Annotated in this window: 11 protein-coding genes and 1 tRNA gene; 3 read left to right on the forward strand and 9 right to left on the reverse strand. The window is 66.8% G+C overall.

The annotated features are described in order from the left end of the window. The first annotated feature begins 105 nt into the window (after positions 1-105). A complete protein-coding gene (locus WV31_RS20410) occupies positions 106-1,641 on the forward strand; it encodes a CYTH and CHAD domain-containing protein (protein WP_085375250.1) in 1,536 nt (511 codons plus the stop codon). Positions 1,642-1,644: 3 nt separating this feature from the next. Here the strand turns inward: WV31_RS20410 and WV31_RS20415 are convergent, their stop codons facing one another. After that, positions 1,645-4,065, reverse strand: coding sequence for a sensor domain-containing protein (locus WV31_RS20415; RefSeq protein ID WP_237051398.1), 2,421 nt, complete (start codon positions 4,063-4,065; stop codon positions 1,645-1,647). Positions 4,066-4,208: 143 nt separating this feature from the next. Further along, positions 4,209-4,385, reverse strand: coding sequence for a DUF4169 family protein (locus WV31_RS20420; protein WP_085375717.1), 177 nt, complete (start codon positions 4,383-4,385; stop codon positions 4,209-4,211). Positions 4,386-4,506: 121 nt separating this feature from the next. On the opposite strand from WV31_RS20420, the gene WV31_RS20425 reads away from it, so the two are divergent. Beyond that, positions 4,507-4,583, forward strand: a tRNA-Asp gene (locus WV31_RS20425). Positions 4,584-4,928: 345 nt separating this feature from the next. Then, positions 4,929-6,209 carry an ammonium transporter gene (locus tag WV31_RS20430; RefSeq protein ID WP_085375251.1) on the forward strand — a complete coding sequence of 427 codons (1,281 nt, stop codon included), beginning with the start codon at positions 4,929-4,931 and terminating at the stop codon, positions 6,207-6,209. 85 nt (positions 6,210-6,294) lie between these two features. On the opposite strand, the gene WV31_RS20435 is transcribed toward WV31_RS20430, so the two are convergent. From WV31_RS20435 to WV31_RS20465, 7 genes are read right to left on the reverse strand one after another with little or no spacing between them, the layout of a single operon-like run. Then, the gene (locus WV31_RS20435; protein WP_085375252.1) at positions 6,295-7,899 is read right to left on the reverse strand and encodes a hybrid sensor histidine kinase/response regulator; all 1,605 of its coding nucleotides are present in this window, start codon (positions 7,897-7,899) and stop codon (positions 6,295-6,297) included. 5 nt (positions 7,900-7,904) lie between these two features. Next, positions 7,905-9,605, reverse strand: coding sequence for a response regulator (locus WV31_RS20440; RefSeq protein ID WP_085375253.1), 1,701 nt, complete (start codon positions 9,603-9,605; stop codon positions 7,905-7,907). Further along, a complete protein-coding gene (locus WV31_RS20445; RefSeq protein WP_085375254.1) occupies positions 9,602-10,660 on the reverse strand; it encodes a chemotaxis protein CheB in 1,059 nt (352 codons plus the stop codon). Before WV31_RS20445 ends, WV31_RS20440 begins: the two co-directional genes overlap by 4 nt. After that, on the reverse strand, positions 10,657-12,957 hold the full coding sequence (locus WV31_RS22720) for a hybrid sensor histidine kinase/response regulator (protein WP_085375255.1): 2,301 nt from the start codon (positions 12,955-12,957) through the stop codon (positions 10,657-10,659). Before WV31_RS22720 ends, WV31_RS20445 begins: the two co-directional genes overlap by 4 nt. Continuing rightward, positions 12,954-14,576 (reverse strand): methyl-accepting chemotaxis protein, encoded by a 1,623-nt coding sequence (locus tag WV31_RS20455; RefSeq protein WP_237051399.1) that lies wholly within the window; start codon positions 14,574-14,576, stop codon positions 12,954-12,956. The genes WV31_RS22720 and WV31_RS20455 overlap by 4 nt, the downstream gene beginning before the upstream one ends. 11 nt (positions 14,577-14,587) lie before the next feature. Next, positions 14,588-15,190 carry a chemotaxis protein CheW gene (locus tag WV31_RS20460; protein ID WP_085375257.1) on the reverse strand — a complete coding sequence of 201 codons (603 nt, stop codon included), beginning with the start codon at positions 15,188-15,190 and terminating at the stop codon, positions 14,588-14,590. Next, positions 15,190-16,680: a CheR family methyltransferase gene (locus tag WV31_RS20465; protein ID WP_085375258.1), complete on the reverse strand. Its 1,491-nt coding sequence runs from the start codon at positions 16,678-16,680 to the stop codon at positions 15,190-15,192. The genes WV31_RS20460 and WV31_RS20465 overlap by 1 nt, the downstream gene beginning before the upstream one ends. Between the last annotated feature and the right edge of the window lie 3 nt (positions 16,681-16,683).

The raw sequence follows: 16,683 nt of genomic DNA on the forward strand, positions 1-16,683 counted from the left end.
GACCTTTTCAGTCTTGCCGCCATAATGCGTCAATGAAGGTTCACACTTTGCTAATGGCCGGATGCCTGCCGGCTGGTATAATTACCCCATCATCCGGGGGAATGCATGGCCGACGTGACCGGGGACAACCGCGAGATCGAGCTGAAGCTGGCGCTGACGCCCGAGGACATGGCCCGCATCCTGGCGCGCCCCTGCCTCACCCATGGACGGCTGGCCGAGCCGGTTTCCAAGCACCTCGCCTCCATCTACTACGATACGCCGGACTTCACGCTGGCCGCCCAGGGCATCGCCGTGCGGGTGCGCCGCACCGGTTCGGGCTTCGTCCAGACGGTGAAAAGCGCCGGCACCGCAATCAGCGGCCTGTTCGACCGCGACGAATGGGAAGTGCCCCTCGCCACGCCCGAGCTCGATCTGGAGCAATTGCGCCTTACCGGCCTGGGCGCCTTCGCCGAGGAGACTCTGGGCGACCGGTTGTCGCCGGTCTTCTCCACCGAGGTGGAGCGCACCCTGGTGCGCCTGGGCGGCGACGGCTGGGAGGTGGAAGCGGCCCTGGACCGCGGCGCCCTGCTGGCCGGCGACCGGCGGGAAGATATCGCCGAGCTGGAGCTGGAACTGGTCGGCGGCAGTCCCGCCCACCTGTTCCAGTTGGCCGCCCGCATCCTCGACGACGCGGCCGCCCGTCCGCTCTGCCTCTCCAAATCGGACCGGGGTTACCGGCTGGCGGCGGGCAAGGCCTCGGCCATCGTCAAGGCCAGGGCGCCGGTTCTGGCCCCCGACCAGAACGTGGCCATCGCCTTCCAGGCCATCGCCCGATCCTGCCTGGAACACCTGATGCTCAACGAGCGCTGCCTGGTGGCGACGGGAGCGGGCGAGGCCATTCACCAGATGCGGGTGGCCATGCGCCGGCTGCGCTCGGCCATCAAGGTCTTCAAGTCGGTTACGGATGGCCCGGAACTGGAACGGGTGAAGGGCGATCTGCGCTGGCTGCTGGCCCATCTGGGCCCCGCCCGCGACGCCGAGGTGTTCTTGGCGGAAATCGTCGAGCCCGTCCTGGCCGCCCATCCCGACGATGCCGGGCTGGCGGCGCTGCGCGCCCATTGGCAGAAGGACCGCGAGACCAAGCTGGCCGCCGCCCTGGCCGCCGTGCGCTCGCGGCGCTATGCCGCCATGATCCTCAATCTCGGCCGCTGGACGGAAACCGGCGACTGGCTGGCCCCGCGCAAACGCCTGGGCGAACCGGTCGGCACCTTCGCCGTCCGCCGGGTGGACAAGGCCATCCGCAATCTGCTGAAGGAGGGCGGGGAAAGCCTGTCGCGCCTGTCGCCCGAGGACCGGCACGCGGTGCGCATCCGCTGCAAGCAGGTGCGCTATGCCGGCGAGTTCTTCGCCTCGCTGGTCCCGCGCAAGACCACCAGGGTCTTCCTGGCCGAGCTGTCCGAACTGCAGGATATCCTGGGACAGCTCAACGACATCGCGGTGGCCGGGCCCAAGCTGTCGGGGCGCACCGCCGAGGCCGGCTCGTCGCGGGCCGCCGGTCTTGTGGCCGGCTGGCACCAGAGCCGCCGCACCACCCTGCTGGCCAACGCCGACAAGGCCTGGAAGCGGTGGCGCGCCATGCCGGTACCCTGGAACGAGAAATAGCCCCTAGCGGAATTCCCGGCCGAGCAGAGACGGGATTTCGCCGGCCGGAACCGGACGGCTGAACAGGTAGCCCTGGGCCATGTCGCAGCCGATGGCGGCCAGATGGGCCAGTTGCTCGGGCGTCTCCACCCCCTCGGCGATGACCTTGAGGCCCAGCCCGGACGCCATGGCGACGATGGTTTCCACCAGCACCTTGCGTTCCTGGCGCTCCAGCATGCCGATCATGAATGAGCGGTCGATCTTCAGCGTGTCGAAGGGGAAGCGCTCCAGGTAGCTCAGCGACGAATAGCCGGTGCCGAAATCGTCGATGGACAGCAAGATGCCCATGTCGGTGAGCGTCCGCAGCAGGACGTCCACGTCGCCCCGCTCGGTCAGCAGCAATCCCTCGGTGATTTCCAACTCCAGATTGCGCGGCTCCAATCCCGATTCGGCCAGGGCGGCGCGGACGTCGTCGAGGAAGCCGGCATCCTGGAACTGGCGCGGCGAGACGTTGATGCACAGCCTGAGATCGGCATGCCCCGCGTCCACCCAACGCCGCGCGTCGCGGCAGGCGGTCCGCAGCACCATGCGGCCGATGGCGACGATCACCCCGCTGGTCTCGGCCTGGGGAATGAAGCGGTCGGGCGGCACGTTGCCCAGTTCGGGATTGGTCCAGCGCAGCAGCACCTCGACGCCCACGGCGCGGCCGGTCTTGACCTCGACCAGAGGCTGATAGGCCAGGTGGAACTGATCGGTGCCGATGGCGCGGCGCAATTCGCCCTCCATGCGCAGCCGGGCTTCCGCCTCCTCGTTCATGCGGCTGGTGAAGAAGCAGAAGCGATTCCGGCCGGCCAGCTTGGCCTGATACATGGCGATGTCGGCGTTGCGCAGCAGGGTCTGCTGGGTGCGGCCGTCATCGGGATAGACCGCCAGCCCGATGCTGGCGGTGGCGACCAGTTCGCGGCGGCTGATGGTAAAGGGATGGGAGAAGCGCTCGATGATGCCCGCCGCCACGCCGCGCGCCGCCTCGTCATCGGGAAGGTCGCCGATGATCACCAGGAATTCGTCGCCGCCGAAACGGGCGACAGCGCCGAGCGAACCGGCCGCCTGCCGCAGCCGTTCGGAGGCCAGCACCAGCAGCTCGTCGCCGTATTCATGGCCCAGCGAATCGTTGATGGCCTTGAACTCGTCCAGATCGACGAACAGCAAGGCCACCTTGCGGCCGCGGCCGCGGGCCTGGTCGATCTCGTGGCCGAGGCGTTCCAGGGCCTGCACCCGGTTGGGCAGATCGGTCAGCCCGTCAAACAGCGCCTGGTGCTGGAGCCTGCGCTCCTGCTCCTTGCGGATGGTGATGTCCTCGATCTGCAGCAGGTAGTGCGGAGTATCCTCGCCGGGGGTAGCCACCTTGGAGGCGTAGACATCCTGCCACTGGTACTTGCCGTCCCGCCGCCTGACCCGAATTTCCCCCCGCCACTCTCCACGGGAGAGCAGGCTTTGCCAGAGGTCGGCCTGCACGCCCCTCGCCTCGCCCGGGTAAAGCGCCGCCAGGGCCATGCCCGGCACCTCCGCCCCCGGATGACCGGTGATGGCGGCATGGGCGGAATTGACGTACTGGACCAGGCCGTCGCCGCCGACCACCGCCACCGCCACGGGGCTTTGCTCCACCGCCTGGGACAGGAGACTGACGCGGGCCTCGGTCCGCTTGCTCTGGGTCAGGTCGCGGATGGAGGTGACGCGCACCGATTTCTCGCCCATCCAGCTGTGCTTGGAATGGATCTCCATGGGAAAGACCGAGCCGTCCTTGCGCACGCCGCGCACCTCGTAGGGGGCCTCGTATTGCTGGGCCACCATGCTCTTGGCCAGCGGGATGTCGCGGGGATCGATCACGTCCCACGCCCACATGGTCAGCAATTCCTCGCGCGGGTAGGCGAACAAGGTCTCGAACGCCTTGTTCATGTCGATGATCTTGCCCTGGTAATGAATGCAGATGGCCTCGGTCGCCACGTCCGACAGGCGGCGGAAGCGGTCCTCGCTGTCCTCCAGGGTCTTGCGGGTCTGCCATATCTCGGTGATGTCGCGGATCGCCCCGATGATTCCGCTGAAGCGGCCGTCGGCGTTGAATTGGGCACAGGCGTAGATCGCCGTCCACATGGTCTGTCCGTCGCCGCGCCGCATCTCCGCCTCGGCCCGCACCGCCCGGCCGCGCGCCCGGCGAATGCGTTCGACGATCTCGGCCCTCTCCTCGGGACGGACATAGAGTCGAATGGCCTCGGTACCGAGAAGCTCGTCGGCACGATAGCCGAAGATGCTGGCCACATTGGGCGACAGCCAGGTGAAACACCCCTTGGCGTCAAGGCTGTATAGAACGTCGGGCAGATCATGCAGCAGCGCCGAGCGCAGAGCCGCAGGAATCCGCGCATCGTCGGATTCTGGTTCCCGTGACATTCAACCTCCCGCTCGCCGGCACACTTTTGCGCGCCCTGTCTTTATCGAGCCCCCTATTTATCCGAGAGCTTCAGACATTTCCGAGGAGGACACTATAACGGAAAAGATGCCTTTTCCGAACATCAATTCACGGAACTCCGTCATCATTCGTCAAATTTCTTGCCGTCGAGATCCCGGGACACCTTTTCCTCCTGGCGCCGGGCCGCCTCTTTTTCCTGGCGGGTCCGGCCGAAGCGGACGCGGTTGTTCCTTGCCGTCTCCTCGGCCTCGACCTTGGCGCGAGCCTTGCGCACCTTGTTGAGATTGACGACCTCCGCCATGGCGACCTCCAGAAAACCCTGTCCGACCACTTTATGAGCGCCCCGTCGGAGTGTCGAATCGCATCGGCGAAAAAACAGGCTTGCGCCCCCCGGATTCGACTGCTATATCACCGGCCCTCGCGCGGGTGTAGCTCAGTTGGTCAGAGCGCCGGCCTGTCACGCCGGAGGTCGCGGGTTCGAGCCCCGTCACTCGCGCCATTCCTCTTTTCGAGGAATAGCATCGCAAACGCCGGTCCCTTGGGACCGGCTTTTTGCTTTTGCAGCCCCGCCTAGACTGCATAAATATTCATCATCAACTTATTATGCCCATAAATACGGCTTCAGCCCTGCGGGAGACGCTCGACCCCCCGGCAGCCGCCCAATATTCGCGCACATGCCTCGACACAATGCCCACGTTATGAGCAGCGCAGCCGCGCTTAAACCCTCATCAAATGCTATTCTATTGATTTATAACGATATCATCGCTTCCCGGCATTTGGCATGCATCTTGAACCCGCGCAGCCATCCCGCGGCGGCGGCAGCATTTTTGGGCAGAGGAAGCAAATGGAGACCACGAAGACAGGCGCCGATGTATTGTTCATCCTCTTGGGAGCGATCATGGTTCTCGCCATGCACTCCGGCTTTGCTTTCCTCGAGGTGGGCACGGTCAGGAAAAAGAATCAGGTCAACGCCCTGGTCAAGATTCTCTCGGATTTCGCGGTCTCGACCATCGTCTATTTCTTCGTGGGCTATTCAGTGGCCTACGGCACCAGCTTCCTGGTGGGCGCCGACGTTCTGGTCGGCAAGACCGGCACCGCCTTCGCGGCCTCGGGCTACGATCTGGTGAAGTTCTTCTTTCTGGCCACCTTCGCGGCGGCCATTCCGGCCATCGTGTCGGGCGGCATCGCCGAGCGCGCCAAGTTCACCACCCAGCTGATGGCCACCGCCCTGCTGGTGGGCCTGGTTTATCCTCTGTTCGAAGGCATGGTGTGGGGCACCCGCTTCGGCTTCCAGGACATGATGAAGGGCTGGTTCGGCGTGGCCTTCCACGACTTCGCCGGTTCGGTGGTGGTGCATGCGGTGGGCGGCTGGATCGGCCTGGCCGCCGTGCTGATGCTGGGCACCCGCCTGGGGCGCTATCGCAAGGACGGCCGTCTGGTGGCCTTCCCGCCGTCCAACATCCCCTTCCTGGCGCTGGGCGCCTGGGTGCTGTCGGTGGGCTGGTTCGGCTTCAACGTGATGAGCGCCCAGGTGATCGCCGACATTTCCGGTCTGGTGGCCATGAACTCGCTGATGGCCATGGTCGGCGGCATCGTCACCAGCCTGGTGGTGGGCCGCAACGACCCGGGCTTCATCCATAACGGCGCCCTGGCCGGTCTGGTGGCGGTGTGCGCCGGCTCGGACGTGATGCACCCCGTGGGCGCCCTGGCCACCGGGGGCATCGCCGGCGCGCTGTTCGTCTGGCTGTTCAACCTGTGCCAGATCAAGTGGAAGATCGACGACGTGCTGGGCGTCTGGGCGCTGCACGGCATGTGCGGCTTCATGGGCGGCATCGCCTGCGGCGTGTTCGGCCAGGAGGCCCTGGGCGGGCTGGGCGGCGTCAGCTTCGGCGCGCAGGTGCTGGGCACGGTGGCGGGCGCCGCCTTCGGCCTGGGCGGCGGTCTGGCGGTCTATGGCGGCCTCAAGGCGGCCTTCGGCATCCGCCTCAGCGACGAGGAGGAATTCGCCGGCGCCGACCTTTCCATCCACCAGATCGGCGCGTACCCTGAGGACGCCACCACCGTCCACGACGACGGCCTGGCCATGTCGGTCCACTCGGCCAACAAGCGCAAGATGGCGGGCTGATCCCGGCCAACCTTTATTGGCCGGTTGGTATCAAAGCATTGACCCGGAAACTTAAGGGCCGCTCCGTGGAGCGGCCCTTTTCTTTTCAGGCGACGATGCACGAGGCGGGGAAGGTCAGGACCACACGGGTCCCCTCGCCCACCCGGCTTTCCAGACTGAGGCTGCCGCCGTGCAGCTCCATGAAGCCCTTGGCCAGCGGCAGGCCCAGGCCGGTGCCCTCGTGCTTGGGGCTGATGGCGTTTTCCGCCTGGCCGAAGGGCTGCAGCACCATGGGGATATCCTCGGCGGCGATGCCGACGCCGTCGTCTTCCACCGACACCGTGACGCAGCCGTCGATCATGCCGGCCTCAACCCGGATATTGCCGGATTCGGGCGTGAATTTGGCGGCGTTGGAGAGCAGGTTCAGGACGATCTGCTTCATCAGGCGCTCGTCGGCGCGAATCCGCGGCAATTCCCCCGTGGCATCGAAGGTCAGGGACTGGCGCTTGTTGGACACCACGTGGCTGACCAGCCGCATGGCGGAGCGCACCGCCTCGGCCACATCCACCTCGCTTTCGCGCAAGACGACCTTGCCCACCTCGACGCGGGACACGTCCAGGATATCGCTGATCACCCTGAGCAGATGGTGGGCGGATTCCGAGATGTTGTCGAGGAAGCCGCCGTAACGATCGGCATCGGCCTCGCCCATGATGGAGTGGGCCAGTTCGGAGAAGCCGATGATGGCGTTCAAGGGCGTGCGCAGTTCGTGGCTCATATTGGCCAGGAAGATGGTCTTGGCCCGGGAAGCGGCCTCGGCGGCCTCGCGCGCCGCCTGGGCCTGCTCTTCGGCCTTGGCGCGGCGGCTGATTTCCTGCTGCAGCCAGCGGGTCCGCTCCTCGACCGCCTGCTGCAGCTCGTCATGGGCGCGGCGCAGGTAGTCCTCGGCCTGCTTGCGCGCCGTGATGTCGCGGGCGATGCCGGCCAGCCCCACCACCTCGCCGCCCAGACGGATCGGCACCTTGCTCACCGAGAACCACTGGGCATTGCCGGTCTCGTCGGTCACCGCCTCGACCTTGTCCAGCTGCGAGGTCCCCTGGTCGAGAATGGCCCGTTCCTCGGCCTCGACCGCCTTGGCCTGCTCGGAGCCCAGCAGCTCGGACAGGCGCTGGCCCACCAGGTCGCTGGTCTCGGTCAGGCCGAGCAGCCGGGCCTGGGGCTGGTTGACGCGCGAGAACTTGAGCTGCAAATCCTTGATGAAGATGGCGTCGGGAATATTGCCCATCAGAGCGAGCAGCAGGGTCCTTTCCTGCTGAAGCGTGCGGTCCAGGCGCCAGCGGTCGGCGGCGGTGCGCACCACCACCTTCAGCTCCAGCGGATTCCACGGCTTGGACAGATAGGCGTGGATCTGGCCCAGGTTGACGGCGCTGACCAGGGCGTCCAGGTCGGAATATCCGGTGACCAGCACCCTGGTGGCGTCCGACAGCACGCGGGCCTGGCCCAGGAACTCGGCGCCGCTCATGCCGGGCATGCGCTGGTCCGAGAGGATCACCGCCATCTCGTGCTCTTTCAGGATATCCAGCGCCGAGGGACCGTCATGGGCGGTCCAGACCTCGAACTCATCCTCCAGCAGATCGGTGATGGCCGTCAGGATCTGCGGCTCGTCATCGACGACCAGCACATGTTCCTTGGGTCCGGTCCCGGATGCACTCATCGGCTTCAGGCCCCTTGAAGGTTGTCGGGGATGAGGATACGGATCTCGGTCCCCTGCCCCGGATCGCTGGTCACTTCGATGCGGCCGTCATGGCTCTTGATGATGCCATAGGATATGGACAGCCCCAGCCCGGTTCCCTGCCCCACCGGCTTGGTGGTGAAGAAGGGATCGAAGATGCGTTCCTGGATTTCCGGCGGAATGCCGCTGCCCGTATCGGCCACCGCGATGGCGAACATGCCGTCGCTGCGATAGGTGCGCACGGTGATGGCGCCCTTGCCCTCGATGGCGTCCACCGCGTTGGCAACCACGTTCATGATCACCTGGTTCAGCTGGCCGGCATAGCAGGCCAGCATGTTGTCCCCGGTATAGTTGCGGCGAACCTCGATGCGGTCGCTCATCTTGTGGCGCAGGAACAGAAGGACGGATTCCACCGCCTCCTTGATGTCGACGGTCTTGAACTCGCCTTCGTCGAGGCGCGAGAAGGTCCTGAGCTTGACCACCAGTTCGCGCACCCGCTCGAGCCCCTGTCCGGTATCGGCGATGCGCTTCCTGGCCTTGTCCAGCTTGGTCACATGGTCGGCGGCCAGGCAGGGCGCGGCCTCGGTCATCACGGCGGCCAGCCAGTTCTCGATGGTGAAGACGTTGGACAGCGCGAAGGACAGGGGATTGTTGATCTCGTGGGCGATGCCGGCCACCAGCTGGCCCAGCGAGGCCATCTTTTCCGACTGGATCAGATGGACCTGGGTCTCGCGCAGCTTGGTATTGGCCTCCTCCAGCTCGGCGTTGGCCTTGGCGAGGCCTTCGGCCAGGGCGGCGCGGGCCTCGGCGGCTTCCTTCTCGGCCTTGGCGCGCAGGGTCTCCATCTCGCGCAGGCGGATTTCCTCGACGATGCGCTGGTTCTGCTCCAGGAGGAACTTGCGGCGCAGCAGGGCGCGCAGGCGGGCGCGCAGCAGGCTCATCTCGGTGGATTTGCCCACGAAATCGTCCGCCCCCGCCTCCAGCGCGCGGGCGACGTTCTCCTTGTGCTCGTAGGCCGACAGCATGAGGACCACCAGGGGCGCGTCATTGTCGGCGCGCAGCCGGGACAGCTCCTTGCAGACGGTGATGCCGTCCATCTCGGGCATCACCATATCGACCATGACGCAGTCGAAATCGCTTTCCGACAGCAGACGCAGGCCTTCGACGCCGTTGGTCACCTGGGTGACGTCGCAGCCTTCGTCGGTCAGCTCCTGGGCCAGGCTTTCCCGGTAGGTGGTGCTGTCGTCGATGACCAGCACCCGGGCGCGGCGGAACAGCGAGCGCCCGACCTCGACGTTGACCGCCTGGCGCCGCGCCTTGCGCAGCAGGTTGTGGACCCGCAGCAGCAGAATTTCCGGGTCCTCGGACTTGGCGACGAAATCGTCGGCGCCGCTTTCCAGGCCGTGCAGCTCGGCCGCCGAGGTCTCGTCGGCGGTCAGCATCATCAGCGGAATGCTCCGCGTGGTGATGTCCATGTGGATCTGGCGGCACAGCTCGTCGCCCTGGATGCCGGGCAGGTGGTAGTCGACGATGATCAGGCTGGGGCGCTGGCGGTTGATTTCCTCGAGCGCGGCCTCGCCGGAATGGGCGCAGACGGTTCTGAACCCTTCCTGCTCCATGACCAGCTGGAGCTTGAGAGCCTGGGTCACCGAATCCTCGACGATGAGGATGAGATGGTCGTCGGTCAACGTGTCCCTCCCAGGGCAAGGTCTCGTAAACGCGAAGCGATGGCGGGCAGCGGCAGGGTTTCGCGCGCCCCGCCCAGCTTGGCGGCGGCGGCGGGCATGCCGTTGACCACGCAGGTGGAGGCGTCCTCGACGATGGTGTAGGCCCCCTTGTCGGCCATCAGCCGCAGGCCGTCCGCCCCGTCCGAGCCCATGCCGGTCAGCACCACGCCGATGCCGAGCTTGCCCAGGTCGCGGGCCATGGCCGTGAACAGCACGGTGCCCGACGGCTTCTGGTTGCACACCGCCGGCGAATCCAGAATGGCCAGATGACCGTGGACCAGCCCCAGATGACGGTCGGCCGGCGCCACGTAGACCCGGCCGGCAACCGGCTTCTCGTCCTCCTCGGCGATGCGCACCTCGAAAGGCGTCGCCCCCGACAGCCAGGTGACGAAGCCTTCGAGAAAACTCGACGTGATGTGCTGGACCAGCAGGATGGGCAGGGGGAAGTCGCTGCCCAGGCCGCCCAGCAACTGCACCAGCGCCTGCGGCCCGCCGGTGGAGGCGACGATGCCGACCATGGAATAGGTGCCCGCCCGGCCGGGCGGCGGCTGCGTCGGGGGCTCGTCGCTGCCGAAGGAGAGTCCCCGGTCGATGCCCTGGCGGACCACCTGGACCTGACTCATGATGGCCAGCTGGGTGCATATCTTGGCCGCCATGGTCTCGTAGCCGGCATTGGTGACGCCCACCGGCTTTTCCACCACCGAAAGCGCGCCGGCGCGCAAGGCGTTCATGGCGATGTTGAGCTCGTTGTCGTCCACCTGGGCGGCGATCACCACGATGGGGGTTGGCCGGCGCGCCATGATCTTCAGGGTGGCGTCCAACCCGTTCATGCCGGGCAGGCGGATATCCAGGGAGATGACGTCGGGGCGCAGGGTATCGAGCTGTTCCAGGCATTCCTCGGCACTGGCCACCGCGGCGATGACCTCGAACCGTTCGTCCGAGCCGATGATGTGCTTCAGCAATTCCCGCACCACCAGGGAATCCTCGACGATCAGGACCTTGATCTTCTTCCTCATAGGAACTGACCTATGGTTTCGAGGAGTTCCTTCTGGTCGAACTTGCGCTTGACCACATAGGCGTCGGCCCCCAGTTCCAGGCCGCGCTCCTTGTCTTCCCGCGCCTCCAGCGAGCTGACCAGAATCAGCGGAATGGATTTCAGCGCCGGATCGGACTTTACCGCCTGCAGCAGGCCGAAGCCGTCCAGGCGCGGCATCTGGATGTCGGAAATGATCAGGTCGATCTGCTCGGCCCTGAGGCGTCCCAGGCCTTCCAGCCCGTCATGGGCGAGGCGCACCTGATAGCCGTGGGCCTCGAGGATGGATTTTTCCAGGGTCCGGGTGGTGAGCGAATCGTCGACCACCAGGATGACCGGCACCTTCTTTTCCGCCGGCTTCTCCACCGTGGTCAGCACCCGGATGCTGCCCGATTTCCGGAAGGTCTCGACGATCTCGAAGGGGTTGAGGACCAGGGCGATGTCGCCATCCTCCAGCAGCACGCCGCCCGCCACCATGGTGCTGCGCGCGCCGGGCACGCCGATATCCTTGACCAGCCCCTCGCGGATGGACAGGAAGCCGTCGATGGCCACCGCCACCCGGCGTTCGCCGTTCTTCAACACCACCAGCGGCACCACGTTGCGGGTCACCTTGACCGAGCTTTCGCCCAAGGCCAGCAGGTGGGCCAGCGACAGCAGCGGAATCTGCCGGTCGCCCAGGAACACCACCGACTTGCCCTCGACGGTGCTCACATCCTCGGCCCGCACGCGGTAGAGGCGGTCGACGCCCTCGGTGGGAAGGCCGTAGACATGGCCCTGGCATTCCACCAGGAACAGACGCTGGGTCGAGACGGTCAGCGGCAGCGACAGGCGGAAGCGGGTGCCCGCCGGCTGGCGGTCCTGGACCTCCACCGTGCCGTTCATCATGGCCATGGCTTCGCGCACCACCGACAGGCCCATGCCGCGTCCGGACAGGTCGTCCACCACCCGGGCGGTGGAAAAGCCGGGATCGAAGATCACGTCGATCAGCGCCTGACGGTCCACCTGGAAGGATTCGGCGTCGGAGAACAGGCCGCGCTCCACCGCCTTGCGGCGGATGGCCTCGAAATTGACGCCGCGGCCGTCGTCTTCGATCAGCACCACCAGGCGGCCCTCGGACACGTCGAAGGACAGGCCCACATGGGCGCTGGCCTGCTTGCCCGCCGCCTTGCGCTCGTCCGGCGTCTCGACGCCATGGGAAAGCGCGTTGCGCAACAGGTGCATCACCGGGTCCTTGAGGCCCTGGAGCACCATGCGGTCGGCCTCCACATCCAGGCCCGAGACCTGGACCGAAACCTGCTTGCCCGCCGCCTTGGCCAGGTCGCGGACCATCTTGCGGAAGCCGCCGAAGATGGAATCGGCCGGAACCATGCGGACCTGGCGGACCTCCTGCTGCATGTCGTTGCCCAGCTGGCGCAGCGCCCAGCCGGTACGCTGCTGCCGCCGGCGCACGGCGCGCAGCTCGCGGCCGATGCCGTTCAGGGTCTGCTCCAGGGTCTCGTACTGGCGCTCCAGGGCGATGGCGCGGTCGTAATCGCCGAGATCGCGCAGCGCGGCGGCGGCGGTCTTGCGCGCCCGGCGCCACGAGCGATCGAACTCGGCCAGCGTCCGGTCGAGCCCCAGCAGCGACTGGGTCACCTGCCGCTGGTTCATGGTCTCGGTCAGCAATTCGTTGGACGAGCGCAGCAGGCGGTCCAGATGGAGGGCGCGGACGCGGACCGTCTCCTCGGGACGCAAGGGCGCGGCGCCGGTGCGTTCGGCGGGCACCGGCTCGTCCTCGTCGGGCTCTTCGGCCTGCGGCGGCGGCGGCGGGGCGGCCGGCGCGGGGACCGGCGCGGCGACCGGCTCGGGCGCAATGGGCCGCGGCGGCGGAGCCTGTTCGGCGGGCATGGCACGGCCGTCGATCATGGCGTCGAGAGCGGCGACGGCGGATGCGGTGTCGGGCAGCGGCTCGTTGGCCAGATTGGCCGCGACCCAATCCTCGATGACGTCCAGCACCTGCCCCAGGCCGGTGGCGACACCGTGATCCAGCTTCGCCTGGCCCGAGCGGACCTTGGCGAACAGCGTCTCCATGCGATGGGAGATTTCCTCGATGGCCGGCAGGTCCACCGCCCTGGAGGCGCCCTTCAGCGAATGGGCGCGGCGGAATATCTCGTCCAGCTGCGCGAGACCGCTCCCTTCCGCCTTATGCCCGAGGTCGTCGAGCAGGGTGCGGATGGCGTCAACATGTTCCCGGTATTCGATCTGAAAGGCCTGGAGCAGCCTTTCGCGGATGCTGATCAAAGCCGGTATTTCTCCAAGGTGCGCGACAGCTTCTGGCCCAGCTGGCTGAGGTCGAGGGAGGCCTTTTCCAACTGGGCGGTGGTCTGGGCCGTCTGCTGGCTGGCCTGGCGGATCTCGTGCAGCGCCTGGGTCACCTGTTCCAGCCCGATCTGCTGCTGGTTGGTGGCACCGACGATCTGCTGGAAGGCGTGGACGCTTTCCTGAATGTTGTCGGCCATCTGGCGGATGACGTGCTCGGACATGGTGGACTTCTCGCGGCCCAGTTCGACGCGCTTCAACGCCTCCTCGGTCAGCATCACCGAGGTGTTGATGCCCTTCTGGGTCTGTTCCAGGATGCCGCGCACCTGGGAGGTGGCCTCCTTGGCCTGATCGGCGAGGTTCTTGATCTCGCCGGCCACCACCGAGAAGCGGCGGCCCTGCTCGCGGGCGTCGGCCGCCTCGATGGCGGCGTTCAAGGCCACCAGATTGGACTGCTCGGCGATCTCGTTGACGGTGGCGATGATCTCGCCCACCGCCTGGGTGCGCTCCGACAGGGTGATGATGTTCTCGGCCACCGTCTCGGTCTGCTCGCGGATGGCCTCCATGCCCTGGGAGGCGTCACGCACCGCATGCAGGCCGGCATTGCCCGAGGTGGCCACCGCCTCGGCGGTGCCGGCCACCTGGCGCGAGCGCTCGGCCACCTGCTTGCCCGACAGGCTGATTTCCTCGACCGTGGTGGTGATTTCCTGCACTGCCGCCGCCTGCTGCTTGGTGCCGGCCGCCTGTTCCTGGGCCGAGGAGAGTATGGCGGCGGCCGCCGCCGTCAGCGCGTCGCAGGCCGACCGGGTCTGCAGCGCGATGTCGCGCTGGCTCTTCAGCATCTCGTCGAAGGCTTCCTGCAGCATGCCGATCTCGTCGGTGGAGCTGACCACCAGCGGCTCGATGCGCAGGTCGCCCTCGGCGATCTTGCGGGCCGCTTCGGCGCAGGCGGCCAGGGGATCGGCGATCTGGCGGCCGATCATGGAGCTTACCACCAGACCCGACAGGGCGCAGATCAGGCCGACGATGATCTCGAGGCCGATCATGCCGCGGATGGAACCTTCGGCCTGGAAGCTCAGCAGCTTGACCGCGGCCTCGGCGGAATCGCTCAGCTGGGCCTGCAAGGCCAGCATGTCCTTCAGCTTGTCGGCGCGGCGCGCGTCGCCGGCCGGCAGCGCCAGCAAACCGGTCGCCGAGGTCTCGTACTGGCGCAGCAGCGTCGCCTGCTCGGCCAGCTTGGCCCGGATTTCCAGCGATGGCGGCGGCGGCAGTTCGGCCTTGGCGCCGGTATCGAGGTTGACGATCGCCTCGCCGCCCTCCATCAGGGCCGCCAGGGAATCACGCATGAGGCGCAGCGTCGCCTGATGATCCACCGCCACCCCGTTGCCGATCAGCAGCACTTCCTTGGCGAATTTCTGCGACAGCATGCGCTGGCGCCCCGCCATGTCGGTCACCAGCGAGTTCTGGCTCTGGCTGCGCAGCACCATGACGTTGAAGGCGATCAGGCCGGCCAGGACCAGGGTGAACCCCAGGGACACCGTGGAGAACTTGCGGCGAAGCTTCAGATCTTTCCACCAGGAGCGTTGCGCGGACTTGGTCATCGAGGTTTCCTTCATGACTCGTCGGGACCATTGACGCGCGTATCCTTCAGCGCATCGAGGGCCAGAAGCTGTGCTGTATCGAGAAGAATCAGGGCATCGGGGGTGATGCCGGAAATGAACCGCTGCGGCAGACCGTTGCCGCTTTCGTGTGGACGGGTCAGGGTGGCGGGATCAAGGGACACCACCCGGTCGAGGGCTTCGACCCGGACCCCCACCTCGGCTCCGCCGGCCTTGAGAAAGATCACCCAGGACCGCGATTCAGGCGGCGGCGGGGTCAGGCCCAGCAGGGAGTGCAGGTCCAGGACGGGGCGGATCTCCCCCCTCAGATTGGTGACGCCCAGCAGGTATTGCGGCTGCCCCGGTACCGGCGTCCAGCGCGCCAGCACCATCACTTCCGACAGGCAATCCAGAGGCAGGGCGTAACGCTCGTTGGCGACGCGCGCCCCGAGCGCCTCGATGCCGACGGCGGTTTCGGCGACCACGCCGCGCGGAGCCGCCAGGCGGCGGGCCCGGGCGCGCAGCAGCGCCTCGGTGTACTCCGCCTCGCTCCAGCCGTCATGCCCGTCGCCCAGGGCGTGAAGACGGTCAAGAATGGTCGCGGCCTGACGGGACATCAGGCCCCTCCGACCAGTTTGAGATGCATCGCCACCGCCTCACGCATCTGTCCCACGGTAATCTTCTCGCCCGGGTCGACCGGATGCTCGTCCGCCAGCCCGGTCAGCAATGCCTGCGCGTTGCGGAACGAACGCACCGCACCGGCGACATCCTCTTTCCGCGCCAGGAACAACCCCAGGTGATAATGGGGCAGAACCAAACGGCGGTCGAGATAAATGGCGCGGCGCAAGGCCTTTTCGCACTGGTCGTCCTCGCCCAGCTGCTCGTGGACCATGGCGCGGTAGAAATGGGCCCAGGCGTCGAGGGGAACGGCGGCGATGATGGCGTCGCAGGCCGCCGCCGCCTTCTCCCACTGGCCGCTGTCGGCCAGGTCCCGCGCCACCTTCAGCCGGTAGCCGGGCTGGGACGGATCGGCGGGCACGACGGCCGGAGACGGGGATGGCACCGGCGCCGATTTGGGCCGCGCCGGCTTGGAAAGCAGCATCGAACGCCGGCTCGTCACCGGAGCGGGCGCCGGCAGCCCCCCCCGTCCCACCGGAAGCGGCGGCGCCTTGGGCGCAGAGAAAGGCGCCTGCGGCGGCATGGCCACCGGGCCTGGGGGCTCCTGCGGCCGGTCGACCCGCTGGTAGAGGACGGCGCCCGGCGTGTTGACAGTGCGAAAGGAACTGAACAGCCGCTGGTTGGGCTCGGCATGGCCCATGATCAGCCAGCCGCCGTCGTTCAGGGTCTCGCGGAAGCAGGGAACCAGGGCCTCCACCGTGGGCTGGCTGAAATAGATGATGACGTTGCGGCAGATGATGATGTCGAAGCCGGCGATGTTGTCGGCCAGGGACGGAAACGGACTCTTGATCAGGTTGTGGTACTGGAAGCTGACGTGGCGCTTGAACTCGGAACGGATCTGCCACTGGTTTCCCACCCGCTCGAAACAGGCGGCGCGAAGGGAATCGGACATGGTCCGGAACGCCCATTCGTCGTAGCGCCCTTCCCGCGCCCGGGTCAGGAATTTCTGGTTGATGTCGGTCCCCAGCACGGTGACGTGCCAGCCGGCGATGCGCTCGCCGAACTCGCGCTCCAGCATGATGGCCACCGAATAGGGCTCGGGGCCGGTGGCGCAGCCGGCGCTCCAGATGCGCAGGCGGCGGACCATCTTGTTGCGCTCGATCACCTCGGGCAGGATCAGTTCGCGCAGGGCGTCGAACTGCTCCTTGTGGCGGAAGAAATAGGTCTCGCCGATGGTCAGTTCGGCGATCAGCGCATCCATCTCCGCCTTGCCCTGGGCCGGGTCCTGCAGCAGATGGAGATAGCCGCCGCAATCGGCCACGCCGATCTCGTCCATGCGCTCGGCCAGGATGCGGGCGAGGTCCGCGTCCTTGTCGCGATAGAACTCCATTCCCGTGGTGTCGATGACCAGCACCTTCAGCCGGGGAAAGGCCGGGTCTTCCAGGATGGCGGTTACCGCCGGAGAGGGATTGGCGGTGAACAGGCTCACGGC

Origin of the sequence: Magnetospirillum sp. ME-1 (assembly GCF_002105535.1) — a bacterium.
In the GTDB taxonomy this organism is placed as follows: Bacteria; Pseudomonadota; Alphaproteobacteria; order Rhodospirillales; family Magnetospirillaceae; genus Phaeospirillum.

Coding starts and splice junctions, on each gene's coding strand:
- WV31_RS20430 (WP_085375251.1), top strand. CDS start 4,929: ATGGAGACCACGAAGACAGGCGCCGATGTATTGTTCATCCTCTTGGGA.
- WV31_RS20445 (WP_085375254.1), bottom strand. CDS start 10,660: ATGAGGAAGAAGATCAAGGTCCTGATCGTCGAGGATTCCCTGGTGGTG.
- WV31_RS20415 (WP_237051398.1), bottom strand. CDS start 4,065: ATGTCACGGGAACCAGAATCCGACGATGCGCGGATTCCTGCGGCTCTG.
- WV31_RS20460 (WP_085375257.1), bottom strand. CDS start 15,190: ATGTCCCGTCAGGCCGCGACCATTCTTGACCGTCTTCACGCCCTGGGC.
- WV31_RS20455 (WP_237051399.1), bottom strand. CDS start 14,576: ATGACCAAGTCCGCGCAACGCTCCTGGTGGAAAGATCTGAAGCTTCGC.
- WV31_RS20410 (WP_085375250.1), top strand. CDS start 106: ATGGCCGACGTGACCGGGGACAACCGCGAGATCGAGCTGAAGCTGGCG.
- WV31_RS20420 (WP_085375717.1), bottom strand. CDS start 4,385: ATGGCGGAGGTCGTCAATCTCAACAAGGTGCGCAAGGCTCGCGCCAAG.
- WV31_RS20435 (WP_085375252.1), bottom strand. CDS start 7,899: ATGAGTGCATCCGGGACCGGACCCAAGGAACATGTGCTGGTCGTCGAT.